Raw genomic sequence first — 17,067 nt, 5'->3', positions numbered from 1 at the left:
CATATAGCTCACCAGCCTTTATTATTAGCGATCGCCAACGGAATAGTAATATTTATCGATGTTCCGTTGCCGGAAGAGGTCATTTCAAAACTGCCTTTCAGTTCTTCTGTCCGCATTTTCATATTGTCCAACCCGTTCCCGCGTTTAGCGGCAGTATTTTCAAAACCTTTCCCATTATCTGCAATAATAAGATGCAACTGTTTGTCCTTAACCCCTAATTGTAGGGTGGCTTCCGTAGCCTTGCTGTGCTTGGCAATATTATTGATCGATTCTTTGATGATCAGCAAAATGTTTTTCCTTGCCTGCATACTTTGCAATACGGTTTCTGTTTCGGCAGCAATATCGCAGGAAAAATGAATGTCCTTGTCCTGGAGCAGCTCTACTGCAAAGTTCTTGATCTTTGCTTCCAGCGTAATGCCTGTTCCACTCGCAGAGCGCATACTCCATACAATATCATTCATATTCTCCATTACCGATTTGCTCTGGCGTGAAATTTTCTGCACCATCTCAATCGCTTTGCCGGGATCATTGCCAATCGTTTTTTCTGCAATAGCGCCATATATCTGCAAACTGCTCAGTGAAGCGCCGATATCATCGTGCAGGTCCTGGCTGATCTTTTGTCTAACATTGGCCAGCTGCATTTTTTGCTTTTGGAAATAGCGGTACCAGAAAAAAGCAACCAGCAGCAAAGCAAAAGCCACGATCACAACTATAAGCCGCGTATTGGCCAGGTTCTGCTTTTGCTGTGCATCGATCACTTCCATCGAAAGCAAACGCTTTTCATTTTCAACACCGGCATTTAATATGGTTTGAATTTGCGCACTATTGCTTTTTACATTCTCTGCTTCAATATGCGATTTTATTTCCAACGCTCTCGCCATCATTGCAGGGTCATTTCTTTGTTTATAGATAGCAGTGGCAGCGCTTAAAAACTGCAAAGCAAAAAAACGGTTCAGTGTAGGGTTGGTTTTTAAAATACTGAATGCTGTATCAAGGTATTTTTTTGCTTCTTGGTATTTATTAACTGCATTCAAACATTTGGCAACACCTCCGTAACACAATAATTCCACATCAATATCTTTTGAATTTTTAGCTGCCTGTTTACCTAACTGATAATTATACAATGCACTGTCCATACTATTAGTAGCAAAGAATATATCGCCGGCACTGGTATGCCCCACAGCAATACCCCTGCCCCAATCTATCTCGCTGGCTTTTTGCAATGAAAGCCGGATATTGATCAAGGCACTGTCGTAACGGCCCAGCTTATAATAGGCCTCCGACATATTACCGTATAAATGATGTGGTTTGCTTAAGCTGAAATATTGTAGTGGGTAAGGTGGTTGCCTTGTAAACTGTAACCCATTCTTATAAAAAACGATCGCCTTTTCGCTGCTGTCGATGTTCATGTAAAACAACCCTAAAAAATTATAACTGTCTGCAAGTAATAAACTATCATTCAGATCTTTTGCAACCCGCAGGCCTTTAAAACTTTCCTGCAGGCCCAGTTGCTGCAGGTTGTTATAATAATACACTTCGGCCTGCCGGGTAATTAAAAAATAATTGAAGAGCGATGATTTTTTTACCGGCAGCTTATTGTGGATCTTGTTCAGCCATATCTGCGCAGAATCATACTGTTCAATATCCATATAATTATCCGCAATAAAAAAACAGGTTCTTACATACAGTGAATCATTGCCCTGCTGCTGTACAAATACCTGCTTGGCAGAATCGAGTAATAAAGATTGTGCAGCTACCCGGCACAAAAAGAATGGTGCGCAAAAAACAATTATGAAAACATACCAACGGTAGCTTTTATTCATAAATGAAAGATAAGAAAAAGCGGGAGAATTTTTATGCTATGCAAAGTAAGGTGGCAGCCACCACTGCAGCAGTTTCTGTGCGCAACCTCGTATTGCCCAGGCTCACCGGCATAAAGCCACTTTTAAGCGCTGCTTCAATTTCTGCTTTTGTAAAATCGCCTTCAGGCCCCACCAGGATGAGTTTAGAGGTGGAAGAGTTGAGGAGTTGAGCGCTGAGAGGCGTTTTATTATTTTCATCTATACAATGCGCAATGAATTTTTGCGATGCAGATGCATGACCCATAAGTGTGGTGAATTTTACCGGTTCTTTTAATTCGGGTATCCATGCCTGTTGGCTTTGCAGCATAGCGCTCACCAAAATACTTTTCATGCGCTCGTACTTAAATGCCGTTTTTTCGGTGCGTTCACACAGTAATGGAATAATAGTGGCCACTCCGATCTCGGTGGCCTTTTCCAGGAACCATTCAAAGCGGGTATTGTTCTTTATTAAAGAAACAGCAATAGCAATTTCAGATTTACGATTTACGATTTCAGATTTATCTATAGCTGTTACGGTACATTTTTTACGGTTATTATCTGCTATTTCACAAGTTAGCAGTACGCCTTTACCATTCGTTAATTGCAACTGTTCTCCATTCTCCATGCGCAATACCTGCACAATATGTTTGCTCGTATCCTCATCCAGCACAACCTGTGTCGTGTTCAGATCAATATCTTTTGTATAAAAAAAAGGCAACGACATGAGGGGTTGTAGATTTGAGATTGGCGATTTTAGATTTATTATTAAGTCAAACTTAGTAAAATTAAAAATGGAGAATGAATTTTTACCATCACTCTCCATTATTAATTATTCATTTAAAAATTATTCATTATCAGAAAGGTGCTTCATCATCAAATTCCCCATCATTCATCTTACTACCCTTTTGTATATACAGTTTAGCACCACCGTCACCGCCATCTAATCCCGCCACGGGCTTCCAGTTACCGCCACCACCGGGAGAACTGAATCCACCACCACCAAAGTCACCACCACCCGGATCATCTTCCACAAATTTCTGAATATGCAGCATCGCCCTCAGCTTCACCGTATCCAGGCTACCATTACGGTGCTTGGCTATCTTTACATAAGTCTCGCCTTTATTGCTTTCGCCCATTTCATTGCTGGTAATATCATAATATTCGGGTCGGTACAGGAACATTACCATATCCGCATCCTGCTCAATAGCACCCGATTCCCTCAGATCCGATAACTGCGGTATCTTATTACCCTCTTTCCTTTTTTCTACTTCACGACTTAACTGCGATAGCGCAATGATCGGCACCTGCAGTTCTTTCGCCAAACCTTTCAGGTCCCTCGATATTTTACTGATCTCCTGCTCACGGTTGCTGTTGCGGTTATCACCGGCGCCACTCATCAGCTGCAGGTAGTCAATAATGATCAGTCCAAGATTATGTTTATTCTTTAAACGGCGGCATTTTGCCCTCAGTTCAAAAATATTCAAGGCCGCAGTATCATCAATAAATATCGGCGCCTTGCTTAATTTTTCAATACCTTTTTTATACAGCTGCTTCATTTCATGCTCCTCCAGTTTACCACGGGATATCTTCTCCAGCCATATCTCGCTCTCGGCACTTAATATACGTTGCACCAACTGGCTGCTGCTCATTTCCAAACTGAAAAAAGCAACGGGCACTGCCTTGGATGGATCTTCGGGCACAGCCGCACTGCGGGCAAGGTTCAATGCAAAAGCCGTTTTACCCACAGATGGCCTTGCTGCCAAAATGATCAGATCCGTAGGCTGCCAGCCGTACGTGATCTTATCCATGGTAGGGAAACCTGTAGGCACACCCGTAATATCATCATTACGGTTACGCATATCCTCAATACGCTGAATGGTTTTTACCAGCACCGTATCAATGGTATCAAAATTCTTACGCAGGTGATTATTGGTGATCTCGAACAGTTTTCCTTCAGCCTCATCCAGCATATCAAATACATCCGTACTATCTTCATAAGCATCACCCAATATCTCCCCGCTGATCCTGATCAGCTCCCGCTGAATGAATTTCTGTAAAACGATACGGCTGTGTGCATCAATATTGGCCGATGATACCACCGCATTCGTCAACTTGGTAACATAATACGGGCCACCCACCAGGTCCAGCTCTTCCCTGAATTTCAGTTCTTCCACCACCGTCAGCAGATCAATAGGCAGGCTTTTAATAGCCAGGCCCTGCATGGCCCTGAAGATGCGCTGGTTGGCATCCACATAAAAACATTCGGGTTTTAGTATCTCGATAACGGTGTCAAATGCACTCTTTTCAAGCATAATGGCGCCAAGTACGGCTTCTTCCAGTTCTTTTGCCTGTGGGGGTACTTTACCGTATATCATACCGCTCAGATCGGGTATGGCTTTACGGCGGGTCTTTTTATCTTTATTATAATTAGTAAGTTCCATATAGTTCTTGCTGGCCTGGGTTATTTTTTGGCAGGGCGGCTAAGATAAAATGAAATCAACATTATAGTCCTTATCATTTTTATGCACAACAGGCCATAAAACGGATTTATACATGTTTTCCACGCTTCATTCACAACAAAGTTAGCTTATCCACGGCTTATTAACAGCAAACCCACAATTTAAAAATCAACAAAATTGCCCCGCCACCTGCTTTTATTAACAATTTGGTAATCTCCAAATTTCTTTTTCTGCACCTTAAAAAATGCCGGTGTCGGTATTTTTTTTAAAACATTTCGGCAATTATCTGTATGCCCTATTTCATAGCCAAACAATTATCTTTGCTGCCGGTAAAAGAAAACAATTTATAGCAATGACGATCAGTTACAATTGGCTCAGTGAATACCTGCCGGAGAAGGTGGAACCGGAAAAATTAAGCAGAATTTTGACTTCAATAGGGCTTGAAGTGGAGACGATGGAAGCCTTTGAAGAAGTAAAAGGCGGGTTGAAGGGCCTCGTGATCGGCGAAGTACTGGAATGCCAGAAACATCCTGATGCAGATAAATTATCGCTCACCAAAGTAACAATTGGCAGCGGCGATCCCCTGCAGATCGTTTGCGGGGCGCCCAATGTGGCAGCCGGTCAAAAAGTGGTGGTGGCCACCATTGGCACCACTATTTACCCCAGCACCGGGGAACCGCTTACCATGAAAAAAGCAAAGATCCGCGGCGCTGAAAGTCATGGTATGATCTGTGCCGAAGATGAGATAGGACTAGGGCAAAGCCATGACGGCATTCTGGTGTTACCTGCCGATGCAAAAGTGGGTACCCCTGCGGCAGAATATTTCAATACTTATACTGATATCATTTACGAAATTGGCCTTACCCCCAACCGTATGGATGCCATGAGCCATTTGGGAGTAGCCAAAGACGTGTGTGCTTATCTTTCGCACCACAATAAAAAAGATACTTCGGTAAGATCTCCTTTTAAAAATAATTTTAAAGCCGATAACCATACATTGCCGGTAGAAGTGGTAATTGAAAACACCACTGCCTGCCAGCGTTACAGCGGCGTAAGCATACAAGGGGTAACCATTGCCGAAAGCCCGAAATGGCTGCAGCAAAAATTAAAAAGCATCGGCCTGCGCCCGATCAATAATATTGTAGACATCACCAACTTTATATTGCACGAAACCGGACAGCCACTGCACGCCTTTGATGCAGATGCTATCACCGGTAAAAAAGTGATCGTGAAAAATGTTGCGGAAGGCACACCATTCATAACCCTGGACAGTAAAGAAAGAAAACTGTCTGCCGAAGACCTGCTCATCTGCAATACCGAAGCGCCTATGTGCATTGCCGGTGTATTTGGTGGTTTAAAAAGCGGTGTAACAGCCACCACAAAAAATATTTTTTTAGAAAGCGCCTGGTTCGATCCCTCCACCACCCGTAAAACATCTTTCCGTCATGGCCTTCGTACCGATGCAGCTGCAAGATTTGAAAAAGGTGTGGACATCAGTAATACCGTAAACGTATTAAAGCGGGCTGCCATCATGATCAAAGAGATCGGAGGCGGACAGATAGCCAGCGATGTGGTGGATGTATATCCCGATCCCAAACCAAAAACAGAAGTGGCGCTTAAATACCATTACCTTAAAAAGTTAAGTGGTAAAAATTATCATGGCGATACAGTAAAGAATATACTCACCAGTCTTGGTTTTGAAATGATAAAAGAAGGGATGGATGAAATGTGGGTGAAAGTACCCTTCAGCAAACCCGATATTTCCATTGGAGCCGACCTGGTGGAAGAGATCATGCGGATAGACGGGCTGGATAATGTGGAGATACCACAAATGATCTCTATAGCGCCTGCCGTGGAAACCATGGCGCATACCACCGCTTACCAGGAAAAGACAGCGGCTTATTTAGTAGGCCTTGGCTTCAACGAGATATTTACCAACAGCATTACCAACAGCGCTTATTTTTCCGAAACGGTTTTGCAGAGCACAGTTAAAATGATCAATAACCTGAGTGAAGAGCTGAACGTAATGCGTCCCTCCATGCTGGAAACAGGGCTGGAAACTATTGCGCATAATCTTAACCGTAAGAACAATAATATCCGCTTTTTTGAATTTGGCAGAACCTATTCCACCAGTGGTGTGGGCACTTACGCCGAAGATAATCACTTGTGCTTATTTGTAACCGGCACCAAAATTGAAGGCAACTGGAACAGCAAAGCGCAAAAGGCCGACCTGTATTTTGTAAAAGCCGCCGTGGAAAAAATAGCAGCACTTTCTGGTTTAACTATCAGTGAATTTACAGCGGTTGAAAACGAAAAACTGGCAAATGCCATCGAGGTAAAAAGCAGGAATGAAGTAGTGGCGGTAATCGGCGAGATAAATAAAAAAACGCTGGATAAGTTCGATTGCAGGCAGCCGGTATTCTTTGCAGATATCAACTGGGATAAACTGATGCAGCTGAATAAAAAAAACAGCATCAGCTTTAAAGAGATACCGAAATTCCCTTCGGTACAGCGGGACCTTGCCATAGTGGTGGATAAAAATATCGCTTACCAGCAGATAGAAAAAACCACCTTTGCAGTAAAGCTGAACAAGTTGAAGAGCATTAACCTGTTCGATGTGTTTGAAAGCGAAAAACTGGGCGCAGGAAAAAAATCAATGGCGGTAAGCTTTACCTTTTCTGATGAAGAGAAGACCATGACCGATGCAGAGATAGATACGATGATGAACAAGATCATCGGCGCTTATGAAAAGGAACTGAATGCAGAGATCAGGAAATAGCAGTACATTGTTTTATTAAAGAAACATACATCTAAATACTATTTTAAAATCTCCGGTCGAAAGGGAGATGCAGAACGATGTCAGAATTGCAAACAAATATCAAACGCATCAACGATAAGCTGCAAAAACTGCTGCGGCAGTACAACCAGCTATTGAAGGACAACGAGCGCCAGAGCAAACTGATAAAAGAATTGCAGGAAACAAAAGAAAAGAATACCCAAACCATCAGCGAACTGCAGCAACAGGCAGGCATACTCAAGGCTTCAACAGGTCAAATGAATGCTGCTGAAAAAAAGGCTTTTGAAAAACACATCAACCAGTACATTAAAGAAATAGACAAATGTATTGGCCTGCTGGGCGGGTAAAATTTACACCCTCTTCACCAATTTCAATAACTGGTCGCCTTCGGTACCGCTCAGTTCTAAAAAATACCGGCCATAAGGCAGGTCATTAAGACCCCTCCAGTTAAAATATTTCTGGTTGTGAGATGGGGTGGTTTCTAAAGTGGTGCACACCTCTCCCTTGTCGTTCTTTAAAACAAATTTCAATGGATCAGGCGTGATCCTGTCCCATTCAATGGTAAGCGAATCGGTGAAGAATGCTTGTTTAATTTTGGCAAACATGGTTTAAACTGGTTAAAATTCTTAAATGGTAATGAGGGTTGCGTTTTGGATAAGGTAAAGATGTCAATCCATTACCATAAAAGTAATGGGTAAACGACGGCGGTGATTTTGAGATAGGAAAATTGGTGCTTTCTTTGGTAAGGGTTACAAGATAAAACATTAATTTTAATTATGCAAGAGCTGATACCGGTAAATATTGTAATTGGTGATAGAACATACCGCATAAAAACCAATCCTGCAGACGAGGAATCGGTACGCCGTACACTAAAAATCATAAATGATAAGATAATTGAATTTAAAACCCAGTTTGCCGGTAAGGATATGCAGGATTATATTTCGATGGTGCTGATATGGTTTGCCACCCAGGCTGCCACAGCCGGCAACAGCCCTGTAATGGAAAAAGAATTTACCGATGCCCTGCTTAAATTAGAAGAACAGCTGGATAAAGCCCTGTAAACCTGCACTGGCAACACATTTTTTTATAATGCTTCGCTAAATCGAAGCGCCGGCCACCAAAAACTCCAAACAATTTTACTATCTTCGCCTACTAACTATCTCATTTATTTATATGGGTTTAGAGAGGATATATCAGATTGTGAACCGTTTTAAAACAAAAACATTCAATGGAACCGACCATAATTTACATCATCATTGGTATTGCCGCCCTTGTAGTTGGGGTAATACTGGGTAAGCTGATTTTTGCCAAAAACACGCAAAAAAGGCTGGAAGAAGCTGAGCAACAGGCACAAAAAATAGTTGCAGATGGCCAGTTACAGGCTGAAAATCTTAAAAAAGAAAAGCTTTTAGAAGCCAAAGAACAAATGGTGGTATTAAAAGCCGAACATGATAAAGAGGTGTTGCAGCGCAACCAGAAGATCATTGAGGGAGAAAGCCGCATTAAACAAAAAGAACAATCGCTGAACCAGAAAGACCAGAACCTGGAAAAGCAGATCAAAGAAAATGAAGGCATTAAGCAAACGCTTAACCGCCAGATAGAGGTGGTGAACACCAAGCGTACCGAGCTGGAAAAACACCAGGAAGAGCATATCCGCCGCCTGGAAAAAGTGGCCGGTCTTACCGCCGAAGACGCAAAAACCCAACTGATAGAAAGCCTGAAACAGGAGGCCCAGACAAAAGCCATTGCCATACAGCAGGAAATTATTGAAGATGCCAAGCAAAAGGCTGGTAAAGAAGCCCGTAAGATCGTAATTCAAACCATACAGCGTACTGCTGCAGAAGTAGCCATCGAAAATTCCATCACTGTATTCAACCTGGAAAGTGACGAAATAAAAGGTTCTATCATTGGCCGCGAGGGCAGGAATATCCGTGCTATTGAAGCCGCAACAGGTGTGGACCTGATAGTGGACGATACTCCCGAAGCGATCGTACTTTCTTCCTTCGATCCATTACGCCGCGAAATAGCCCGTTTATCATTACAGCGCCTGGTGGCCGACGGCCGTATTCACCCTGCCCGCATTGAGGAAGTGGTGGAAAAAACCAAAAGGCAACTGGACGACCAGGTAATGGAAATTGGTGAACGCACTGCTATGGAACTGGGTGTGCATGGCCTGCATAAAGAACTGATAAGAATGGTGGGCCGCATGCGCTTCCGCTCTTCTTATGGCCAGAACCTGCTGATGCACAGCCGTGAAACCGCCAATCTTTGTGCTATCATGGCCGGCGAGCTGGGCATGAACCCCAAACTGGCCAAACGTGCTGGTCTATTACACGATATTGGTAAAGTGCCCGACGAAGAAACAGAATTGAGCCACGCCTTATTAGGTGCTAAACTGGCGGAAAAATATGGTGAAAACCCTGCCGTGGTAAATGCCATTGGCGCTCACCATGATGAAATGGAAATGCAATACGTGATCTCCCCCATCATACAGGCCTGCGATGCCATCAGCGGTGCAAGGCCGGGTGCAAGGCGCGAGATCATGCAGCAATATATACAGCGTATCAAAGACCTGGAAAATATGGCTATGGGCTATACCGGCGTGGAAAAAGCCTATGCAATACAGGCCGGCCGTGAATTAAGGGTGATTGTGGAAGCTGATAAAGTAACCGATGGTGACAGCGATAAACTGAGTTTTGAGATAGCCCAGAAGATCCAGACCGAAATGACCTTCCCCGGCCAGATCAAAGTAACCGTTATCCGCGAAAAAAGATCGGTGAACGTAGCAAGATAAAGTTCAAAATTCATGGTTAAAAGTTGAAAGTTAACTGCTTTTATACCAGTAGATAATATTAAATCCGGCGAACCTATCGCCGGATTTTTGTTTTGCAAGAAAAAAGAAAAGCTATTGAATTTAAAAAACTTTCAACTTTGCACTTTCAACTATCAACTTTTTCCCCTACCTTTGCCGTCCGTAAAAAATAAGATTATGAACGCAGTAGCATTTGTTCATGAGCAGTTGACCTCAAAACCAACGCTCCCAAAGTTTAAAGCAGGTGATAACATCACTGTTAACTATAAGATCATTGAAGGTACCAAAGAACGTATCCAGAGCTTTAAAGGCGATGTGATCAAACGCCAGGGTACCGGTGCCACAGCTTCTTTTACAGTACGTAAAATGAGCGATGGTGTAGGTGTAGAACGTTTGTTCCCTGTATTTTCTCCAAATATCGAGAGCATCGTGCTGAACAAAGTAGGTAAAGTAAGCCGTGCCAAGCTGTACTACCTGCGTGACAGGAGCGGTAAAAGCGCCCGTATCAGGGAAAAAAGAATGGCTGTCGCCAAATAAGTTACACATTTTCAAATATTTACATGCAAGAATTCTGCCCGGATTCTTGCATTTTTGTTTTTTACAGCGTATATTTGGTACAGTAATTGAATGAATCAGTTACCAAATACAATACCTCTGAACGAACTTTTACCCCTTAAGATTTACTGTTTTATTTTTTAACCGTTAAACCCTTTTTTACCATGAGAAGAAGTATTGTATTTTCCCTGATCGTAATTTTCACTGTTTCTTTCTTAGTTTCCTGCTCCAGGAGTATTACTGTAGAACAAGCCGCCAATGGCCGTGCCAGGTGTGGTAAGAACTATCTTCGTTAATCATTCTTTAAAGCCGTACAAAGCATGTTAACCACAGGTTAATAATATTGCTGTATTTACTACAACAAGTAAATATTTGGTTTATCTTTGCTGTCTAAATATTTATTATGATAGTATCACTTATGAATGCCATTTTCTTATTCTCCCTGCCAGGCGGGGGTGAATGGATATTGATAATTGTTGTGGTTTTACTGATGTTTGGCGGCAAAAAAATTCCTGAATTAATGAGGGGTATCGGTAAAGGTATGCGTGAATTCAACGACGCAAAAGCCAATGTGAAAAGCGAAATTGAGGAAGGAATGAAAGAAAAAGATAAAGACGAAGAGATCAGGCAACTGAAACAGCAACTGGAACAACAGAAGCAGACATCGTAACCAGTACGGTTAGCTTCCGGTAGTAATATTTTCGGCTGAAGTGGTGTACAATTCTATGTGTCATCGCTTCAGCCGATTTGCATAATATTTATTCAACCCCACCCCGCCATTGATATGTTTACGTTTGGCAATATTCAGCAATACCATAAAGATCTTTTGCAGAACAACGGTACCTGTACCGATGCTGTTACCCATTACCTGCTGCAGATAGAACAGCAACAACAACTCAATGCCTTTGTGGAAGTGTACGCGGCAGAAGCCCTGCAAAAAGCGATGGAGCTGGATAAAAAAAGGCAGGAAGGCGAGCCGTTGAAGAAACTGCACGGCGTTGTAATAGCCATCAAGGATGTTATCTGCTATAAGGATCACAAAGTAACCGCCGCTTCAAAGATACTGGAAGGCTTTACCAGCCTTTATTCTGCCACTGCCGTACAACGATTGCTGGATGAAGATGCCATCATTATCGGCAGCTGCAATTGCGATGAATTTGCTATGGGCAGCACCAACGAAAATTCGGTATACGGCAATGTGCTCAATGCAGCGGATAACGGCAAAGTGCCCGGCGGTTCTTCCGGCGGTAGTGCTGTAGCGGTGCAGGCTGGGTTATGTATGGTAAGCCTCGGCAGCGATACAGGCGGCTCTGTAAGGCAACCTGCAGACTTCTGTGGCATTGTTGGATTAAAGCCCTCCTATGGCCGTATATCGCGTTATGGGCTTATTGCCTACGCTTCCTCCTTCGACCAGATAGGTATCTTCAGCAACAATGTGCAGGATGCTGCCCTTTTGCTGGATATCATGGAAGGCGCCGATGCATTTGACAGCACAGCCCTGCCTACGGCATCTCTTACAGAAAGCAATACGGACTATGCAGGATCATTGCAGCAATTACCTGCTAAAAAATACAGGATCGCATTTTTTAAAGAAGCGCTTTACCATCCTTCTCTCGATAAAGAAATAAAAGAAAAGATACTGGCGTTAACAGAGCAGTTAAAAGCCGAAGGCCATACCGTTGCCGAAATTGACTTTGAACTGCTGGATTACGTGGTGCCGGCTTATTATGTTTTAACCACCGCCGAAGCCAGCAGTAACCTCAGCAGGTTCGACGGGGTGCGTTTTGGGTACCGCAGCCAGGCCCCGGTAGCAGATTTAACAGAGTTTTACAAGCGCACCCGCAGTGAGGGTTTTGGCAAAGAAGTGCAGCGCAGGATACTGCTGGGCACCTTTGTTTTAAGCGCCGGTTACTATGATGCCTACTTCAGCAAGGCACAGCAGGTACGCCGCTTGCTGGTTGACAAGACCAAGGCCGTTTTTACTGAATATGATGCAGTTATACTGCCTACCAGCCCCACCACCGCCTTTAGTTTTGGTGAAAAAACCGGCGACCCTATTGCCATGTACCTGGCCGATATCTATACCGTATTTGCCAATTTAACGGGCATACCGGGCATTTCTGTACCACTGTTCAAACACAGCAACCAAATGCCTTTTGGGCTGCAGATTATGACAGCTAAGGCAGATGAATTAACTTTGCTGCAGTTTTCGGAGTACCTGGTGCAGTACCATAAAAGCTACACAGCCCAAAATAATTAATGAAACGAATTATACAAATACTGTTGATCTTATTGCTTGCTTTACCAAAAGTAAAAGCGGGCAATATTGATTTTTATCAACAGCAGGATCCGGCTTTAAACGATACCACCACCGAAGATAAAAAGAAGGAAGACGAGCTGATAGATGAAGTGATAAAGACTAAGGCTGCGCCTACAAAAGAAAAGGTGGAATACTTCAGCCAGGTTACCAAGTACGGTTTTAAGAACCTGTTCTCCAAATACAGTTACAATCCAACGCTTTCTTATTCATCGCAGGTAAACCCCAGCGCCAATCTTTTTATACAGGATTATATGAAGGCGCATGGTACTTATCTCACCAAAATGAAGGGATGGGGCCAGCCTTATTTCAACCTGATCGAAAATATCCTGGTACAATACGGCCTGCCCAGGGAATTGAAATACATTGCTGTAATTGAATCTAATTTAAGCACCGGCGCCACCAGCTATAAAGGCGCAGGCGGCCCCTGGCAGTTTATGCCTTATACTGCACGGGATTACGGCCTGGTGGTAAATGGTTACTACGATGAGCGGAGGGATTATTTTAAAAGTACGCATGCGGCATCCAGGTATTTGTTGACCTTATACCGCCAGTTACACGATTGGTTATTGGTAATGGCAGCCTATAACGGTGGCCCCGGCAGGGTGTACAGCGCTATTAAAAAAAGCGGCAGCAGGAATTTCTGGGAGCTGCAGTATTATTTGCCTGAAGAGTCCCGCACGTATGTAAAACGTTTTATTGCTACCCATTTTATCATGGAAGGCGGTGGAGGTGTTACTACTTCGGTTAACCCTAACAGTGGTAACGGCCTTGTTGATATCAACGGCGGCGCCAACCCTTTTGATAACAAACCACAGCTTACCGCTGAAGAGCTGGAAACAACTTCCACACAAACCATTTCGGGTAAATACAATTCATTGATCATTGCCAAGAACCTGGCAATGGATATCATACAGTTCAACCGCTTTAATCCTGAGTTTGATAATATGATGGTGAACAATGGTAACTACGACCTGCGTTTGCCACAGGATAAGATGCAGCTTTTTCTTACCAATAAATACAGCATTTTAAATGAATGTGTGCAGGTATTACTGGGCGATGCGGATATACAGAACAACCAGACCTTTTACCCCGAAGTAAAAAAAGAAAAAGCGCCTGCTCCCAAAAAGAAAAAGGGATAATTATTCCAGCACTTTCATCATTGCCGCTGCTTTAAGCAAACTTTCTTCGTATTCTTTTTCCGGCTCGCTGTAAAAGGTAATGCCACCACCCGCCTGGAAGGAAAGATATTTTGTGCCGGCGTTATAAAAAATACTGCGTATCACTACATTAAAATCAAAATCGCCCTGTGGGTTGATATAACCGATAGAACCGGCAAACAATCCTCTTTTAGTTTGCTCGTATTGTTCTATCAGCTCCATCACTCTTTTTTTAGGAGCACCTGTCATAGAACCCATCGGGAAAGTTGCTTTGATGATATCGATCCAGTGTACCTCCTCTTTTAATTCGCCGCTGATGGTGCTGATCATCTGGTGTACCTGCGGAAAGCTGTATACGCCAAACAGTTCATCTACTTTTACAGTACCTTCTTTACATACTTTGCTCAGGTCATTTCTTACAAGGTCCACCACCATTACGTTCTCACTTTTTTCCTTCTGGTTGCTGGTCAAATAATTTTTATTTGCAGCGTCTGCCTTTTCATCCTGCAGGTTTCTTTTGCTGGTACCTTTAATGGGCTGCGAAATGATCCTGCTACCTTCTTTCTTCAGGTATCTTTCGGGGCTGGCGCAAATACAATAGCGGTCGTTTACTTTATACAATGCCGCAAAGGGATTGGGAGAAAGGGTGGTGAGTTTATGATACAATGCTACAGCGTCAAGCGATATTGCTTCGGCATAAAATTCCTGGCAAAAATTGATCTCGTAGCAATCGCCCCTGAGTATATGACGGCGCAATTGTTCAATGATGTCAATATAAGTTTCTTTATTGATCCTGCTGTCGATAGCAGTGTGCAGGTTTTTATTTTCGTGTATATATGACTGTTGGTTTTCTATTTCGTTGAACACCTGCTGTGCATTCCCTTCACTACTGATCATTACTTTGTTCTCTGAAAGCTGTACAACTATTTCCGGTTCAAAAAAATGCAGGTCGTCAAATCCAATGCCGTCAAAATGTTTGGACTCTAATTGTTCTGTCTCGTTTTTAAGATCATAACCAAAGTGGCCAAAGAGCCAGCCTTTATTTTGTGCAGTGAATGCCCGGAGTGTTTCAAATGCATTGCCTGCCTGTGCGCTGATATTCCTCCTGCATCCCGCAGCCAGCAGGCATTCAAATGCAGGAGCAGAGAAGTTATAGTGCTGGTTATCCAGCAAACAAAAAATGTTGAACCGGTTGGCCCAGTTCAACATTTTTATTCTGAATTCGGTAAAATTACTTATCGAAAAAGTTATTGAATTTGTATTCACTACTTTTTTTGAATATCCTAAAAATCATCATCGTCATCAAAGCCGCCGCCGCCCAGGTCATCCAATCCGAGGTCTTTAAAATCATCATCTAATTTAAAGTCGTCATCATCTTTACCCGGTTTTTTACTACCGCCGCCGCCTTTTTTAGATTTGGATTTAGGAACATCAAACTCATCAAAATCAGGATCCCAGTTATCATCTTCTTCCGGTTTATCCCAATCATCTTCTACTTCCACATCATCATCGTCATCATCATCGTCATCATCGCTTGATTTTTTCTTTGATGCGCCTTTGCCTTTTGCAGGTTTTACATCTTCCTCATCATCAAAATCATCATCGTCATCATCATCTTCGTCTTTTTTCTTAGGAGCAGACTTTTTTGCAGATGTAATTTCTGTTACTGCGTTCTTAGCAGTTGTCTTTTTTTCTTTTTCGGATTTTATTGCCATAAATTGAACAGGTTGTTACTGTAAAATTTCCACGAGTTTTTTAAATTGCCAAAAATATTTACAACTTTTTTTTATTTTTTTTACGCTACAATGATCTGGTCTCTTCCCGGTCCGTTACTGATATATTTCACGGGTACTTTCAGGAATTTATTGAGGTAATCGATGTAGGTTTTCATTTGCTGCGGAAGTTGTTCAAAATCTGTCAGCTGGCTGATATTGGTCTTCCATCCCTCAAAGCTTTTGTACTTTGGTTCTATGTTCACCCTGTTCATCTGGAAAGGAACGAAGCTCTTTTCTTCGCCATTCACATTGTAGGCATTACATACTTTCAATTCGTCCAGGTTGTCCAGGATATCTGCTTTGGTCATGATTATCTGGGTTACACCATTTACCATGCAGGCAAACTGTAATGCCACCAGGTCTATCCATCCGCAACGCCTTGGCCTGCCGGTAGTGGCGCCAAATTCGCTACCCGTTTTGCGTATCAGCTCGCCCGTCTCGTCATTCAGTTCGGTAGGGAAAGGCCCGCTGCCCACCCTGGTACAATAGGCTTTGGATACACCAAAAACCTCCTTGATCTTTTGCGGCGCAATGCCCAAACCAGTACAGACACCAGCGGATATTGTATTGCTGCTTGTTACAAAAGGGAATGTACCAAAATCCACATCCAGCATGCTGCCCTGTGCGCCTTCGGCCAACACTTTCTGCCCTTGTTGTATCTTTTCGTTGATAAAATATTCGCCGTTCACAATTTTAAAATCACGCAGAAAATCGATGGCCTCAAAAAATTCTTCTTCCCATGCGCTGATGTCTTCCTGGAAATTAAAACTGTCCAGCAGCTTCTGGTGCTTTAAACGCAGTTTGATGTATTCTGTTGTAAAACTCTTGTCTAATAAATTACCCACCCTTAAACCGTTACGGCCGGTCTTGTCCATATAAGCCGGGCCAATACCTTTTAAAGTGCTGCCGATCTTTTCATTGCCTTTGCTCAGTTCGCTGGCTTTGTCAATGGCACGGTGCGTGGGCAGTATCAGGTGTGCACGTTCGCTGATGTACAGGTTCTTTTTATAATTCACGCCAAAAGCCGCTACATTATCGCATTCTCTTTTAAGCGTTACTGCATCCAATACCACGCCATTACCGATCAGGTTGGTCTTTTGTTCGTGAAAGATACCGCTGGGTATCTGGTGCAGTACAATTTTTTTACCATCTACATACAATGTATGCCCTGCATTGGGCCCACCCTGGAACCTGGCCACCACATCGTAGTTATGTGCAAAATAATCCACTATTTTTCCCTTGCCTTCGTCGCCCCACTGCAGGCCTAATATTACATCAACCATTATTGATTTGTGATTTTAGATTTATGATTTTAGATTTACCGGAAGTACAAGGCGTAAAAATAAATTGA

General features: G+C 42.9%; 16 protein-coding genes. 9 read left to right on the top strand and 7 right to left on the bottom strand.

The window, feature by feature from the left end; genetic code table 11:
* Window positions 1–8: 8 nt before the first annotated feature.
* The 3 genes from QM738_RS09060 to dnaB all read right to left on the bottom strand — a co-directional run bounded on the left by QM738_RS09060 (window position 9) and on the right by dnaB (window position 4,282).
* Window positions 9–1,823, bottom strand: coding sequence for a tetratricopeptide repeat-containing sensor histidine kinase (locus QM738_RS09060; protein ID WP_462276369.1), 1,815 nt, complete (start codon window positions 1,821–1,823; stop codon window positions 9–11).
* A gap of 31 nt (window positions 1,824–1,854) precedes the next feature.
* A complete protein-coding gene (locus QM738_RS09055; RefSeq protein ID WP_462276368.1) occupies window positions 1,855–2,565 on the bottom strand; it encodes a 16S rRNA (uracil(1498)-N(3))-methyltransferase in 711 nt (236 codons plus the stop codon).
* 130 nt (window positions 2,566–2,695) lie between these two features.
* Entirely contained in the window at window positions 2,696–4,282 is a 1,587-nt protein-coding gene (gene dnaB / locus QM738_RS09050) for a replicative DNA helicase (RefSeq protein ID WP_462276367.1), read from the bottom strand.
* A gap of 370 nt (window positions 4,283–4,652) precedes the next feature.
* Here dnaB and pheT point away from each other — a divergent pair, with 370 nt between their 5' ends.
* Complete coding sequence (gene pheT / locus QM738_RS09045; RefSeq protein WP_462276366.1) at window positions 4,653–7,079, top strand: phenylalanine--tRNA ligase subunit beta; 2,427 nt, start codon at window positions 4,653–4,655, stop codon at window positions 7,077–7,079.
* Between the two features lie 77 nt (window positions 7,080–7,156).
* Window positions 7,157–7,444: a hypothetical protein gene (locus tag QM738_RS09040; protein WP_462276365.1), complete on the top strand. Its 288-nt coding sequence runs from the start codon at window positions 7,157–7,159 to the stop codon at window positions 7,442–7,444.
* 3 nt (window positions 7,445–7,447) lie between these two features.
* On the opposite strand, the gene QM738_RS09035 is transcribed toward QM738_RS09040, so the two are convergent.
* The gene (locus tag QM738_RS09035; protein ID WP_462276364.1) at window positions 7,448–7,702 is read right to left on the bottom strand and encodes a hypothetical protein; all 255 of its coding nucleotides are present in this window, start codon (window positions 7,700–7,702) and stop codon (window positions 7,448–7,450) included.
* A 171-nt stretch (window positions 7,703–7,873) separates the two neighbouring features.
* Here QM738_RS09035 and QM738_RS09030 point away from each other — a divergent pair, with 171 nt between their 5' ends.
* The 7 genes from QM738_RS09030 (at window position 7,874) to QM738_RS09000 (ending at window position 13,923) form a co-directional block, all read left to right on the top strand.
* Window positions 7,874–8,158 carry a cell division protein ZapA gene (locus QM738_RS09030; RefSeq protein ID WP_462276363.1) on the top strand — a complete coding sequence of 95 codons (285 nt, stop codon included), beginning with the start codon at window positions 7,874–7,876 and terminating at the stop codon, window positions 8,156–8,158.
* A 167-nt stretch (window positions 8,159–8,325) separates the two neighbouring features.
* Entirely contained in the window at window positions 8,326–9,891 is a 1,566-nt protein-coding gene (rny, locus tag QM738_RS09025) for a ribonuclease Y (RefSeq protein WP_462276362.1), read from the top strand.
* 195 nt (window positions 9,892–10,086) lie between these two features.
* Window positions 10,087–10,446 (top strand): 50S ribosomal protein L19, encoded by a 360-nt coding sequence (rplS, locus tag QM738_RS09020; RefSeq protein WP_462276361.1) that lies wholly within the window; start codon window positions 10,087–10,089, stop codon window positions 10,444–10,446.
* Between the two features lie 182 nt (window positions 10,447–10,628).
* Window positions 10,629–10,760 (top strand): hypothetical protein, encoded by a 132-nt coding sequence (locus QM738_RS09015; RefSeq protein WP_462276360.1) that lies wholly within the window; start codon window positions 10,629–10,631, stop codon window positions 10,758–10,760.
* 107 nt (window positions 10,761–10,867) lie between these two features.
* On the top strand, window positions 10,868–11,134 hold the full coding sequence (locus QM738_RS09010) for a Sec-independent protein translocase subunit TatA/TatB (RefSeq protein ID WP_462276359.1): 267 nt from the start codon (window positions 10,868–10,870) through the stop codon (window positions 11,132–11,134).
* A gap of 114 nt (window positions 11,135–11,248) precedes the next feature.
* A complete protein-coding gene (gene gatA, locus QM738_RS09005; protein ID WP_462276358.1) occupies window positions 11,249–12,724 on the top strand; it encodes an Asp-tRNA(Asn)/Glu-tRNA(Gln) amidotransferase subunit GatA in 1,476 nt (491 codons plus the stop codon).
* Window positions 12,724–13,923, top strand: a complete 1,200-nt coding sequence (locus QM738_RS09000) for a lytic transglycosylase domain-containing protein (protein ID WP_462276357.1) — start codon at window positions 12,724–12,726, stop codon at window positions 13,921–13,923. Before gatA ends, QM738_RS09000 begins: the two co-directional genes overlap by 1 nt.
* On the opposite strand, the gene QM738_RS08995 is transcribed toward QM738_RS09000, so the two are convergent.
* The 3 genes from QM738_RS08995 to QM738_RS08985 all read right to left on the bottom strand — a co-directional run bounded on the left by QM738_RS08995 (window position 13,924) and on the right by QM738_RS08985 (window position 16,999).
* Window positions 13,924–15,207 carry an anthranilate synthase component I family protein gene (locus QM738_RS08995; RefSeq protein ID WP_462276356.1) on the bottom strand — a complete coding sequence of 428 codons (1,284 nt, stop codon included), beginning with the start codon at window positions 15,205–15,207 and terminating at the stop codon, window positions 13,924–13,926. It abuts the gene before it with no gap.
* Between the two features lie 17 nt (window positions 15,208–15,224).
* A complete protein-coding gene (locus tag QM738_RS08990) occupies window positions 15,225–15,656 on the bottom strand; it encodes a hypothetical protein (protein WP_462276355.1) in 432 nt (143 codons plus the stop codon).
* 80 nt (window positions 15,657–15,736) lie between these two features.
* Window positions 15,737–16,999 carry an adenylosuccinate synthase gene (locus QM738_RS08985; RefSeq protein ID WP_462276354.1) on the bottom strand — a complete coding sequence of 421 codons (1,263 nt, stop codon included), beginning with the start codon at window positions 16,997–16,999 and terminating at the stop codon, window positions 15,737–15,739.
* Between the last annotated feature and the right edge of the window lie 68 nt (window positions 17,000–17,067).

The organism is Ferruginibacter sp. (assembly GCF_049840995.1).
Taxonomy (GTDB): domain Bacteria; phylum Bacteroidota; class Bacteroidia; order Chitinophagales; family Chitinophagaceae; genus Ferruginibacter.
The sequence above is the reverse complement of the archived record's forward strand: the minus strand, read 5'-3'. Positions and strand labels throughout refer to the sequence as shown.

What these genes read in the sequence shown, in the direction of transcription:
- rny (WP_462276362.1), top strand. Translation starts at nt 8,326, where the DNA reads ATGGAACCGACCATAATTTACATCATCATTGGTATTGCCGCCCTTGTA.
- QM738_RS09060 (WP_462276369.1), bottom strand. Translation starts at nt 1,823, where the DNA reads ATGAATAAAAGCTACCGTTGGTATGTTTTCATAATTGTTTTTTGCGCA.
- pheT (WP_462276366.1), top strand. Translation starts at nt 4,653, where the DNA reads ATGACGATCAGTTACAATTGGCTCAGTGAATACCTGCCGGAGAAGGTG.
- QM738_RS09000 (WP_462276357.1), top strand. Translation starts at nt 12,724, where the DNA reads ATGAAACGAATTATACAAATACTGTTGATCTTATTGCTTGCTTTACCA.
- gatA (WP_462276358.1), top strand. Translation starts at nt 11,249, where the DNA reads ATGTTTACGTTTGGCAATATTCAGCAATACCATAAAGATCTTTTGCAG.
- rplS (WP_462276361.1), top strand. Translation starts at nt 10,087, where the DNA reads ATGAACGCAGTAGCATTTGTTCATGAGCAGTTGACCTCAAAACCAACG.
- QM738_RS09015 (WP_462276360.1), top strand. Translation starts at nt 10,629, where the DNA reads ATGAGAAGAAGTATTGTATTTTCCCTGATCGTAATTTTCACTGTTTCT.
- dnaB (WP_462276367.1), bottom strand. Translation starts at nt 4,282, where the DNA reads ATGGAACTTACTAATTATAATAAAGATAAAAAGACCCGCCGTAAAGCC.
- QM738_RS09040 (WP_462276365.1), top strand. Translation starts at nt 7,157, where the DNA reads ATGTCAGAATTGCAAACAAATATCAAACGCATCAACGATAAGCTGCAA.
- QM738_RS08990 (WP_462276355.1), bottom strand. Translation starts at nt 15,656, where the DNA reads ATGGCAATAAAATCCGAAAAAGAAAAAAAGACAACTGCTAAGAACGCA.
- QM738_RS09030 (WP_462276363.1), top strand. Translation starts at nt 7,874, where the DNA reads ATGCAAGAGCTGATACCGGTAAATATTGTAATTGGTGATAGAACATAC.
- QM738_RS08985 (WP_462276354.1), bottom strand. Translation starts at nt 16,999, where the DNA reads ATGGTTGATGTAATATTAGGCCTGCAGTGGGGCGACGAAGGCAAGGGA.
- QM738_RS09035 (WP_462276364.1), bottom strand. Translation starts at nt 7,702, where the DNA reads ATGTTTGCCAAAATTAAACAAGCATTCTTCACCGATTCGCTTACCATT.
- QM738_RS09055 (WP_462276368.1), bottom strand. Translation starts at nt 2,565, where the DNA reads ATGTCGTTGCCTTTTTTTTATACAAAAGATATTGATCTGAACACGACA.
- QM738_RS09010 (WP_462276359.1), top strand. Translation starts at nt 10,868, where the DNA reads ATGATAGTATCACTTATGAATGCCATTTTCTTATTCTCCCTGCCAGGC.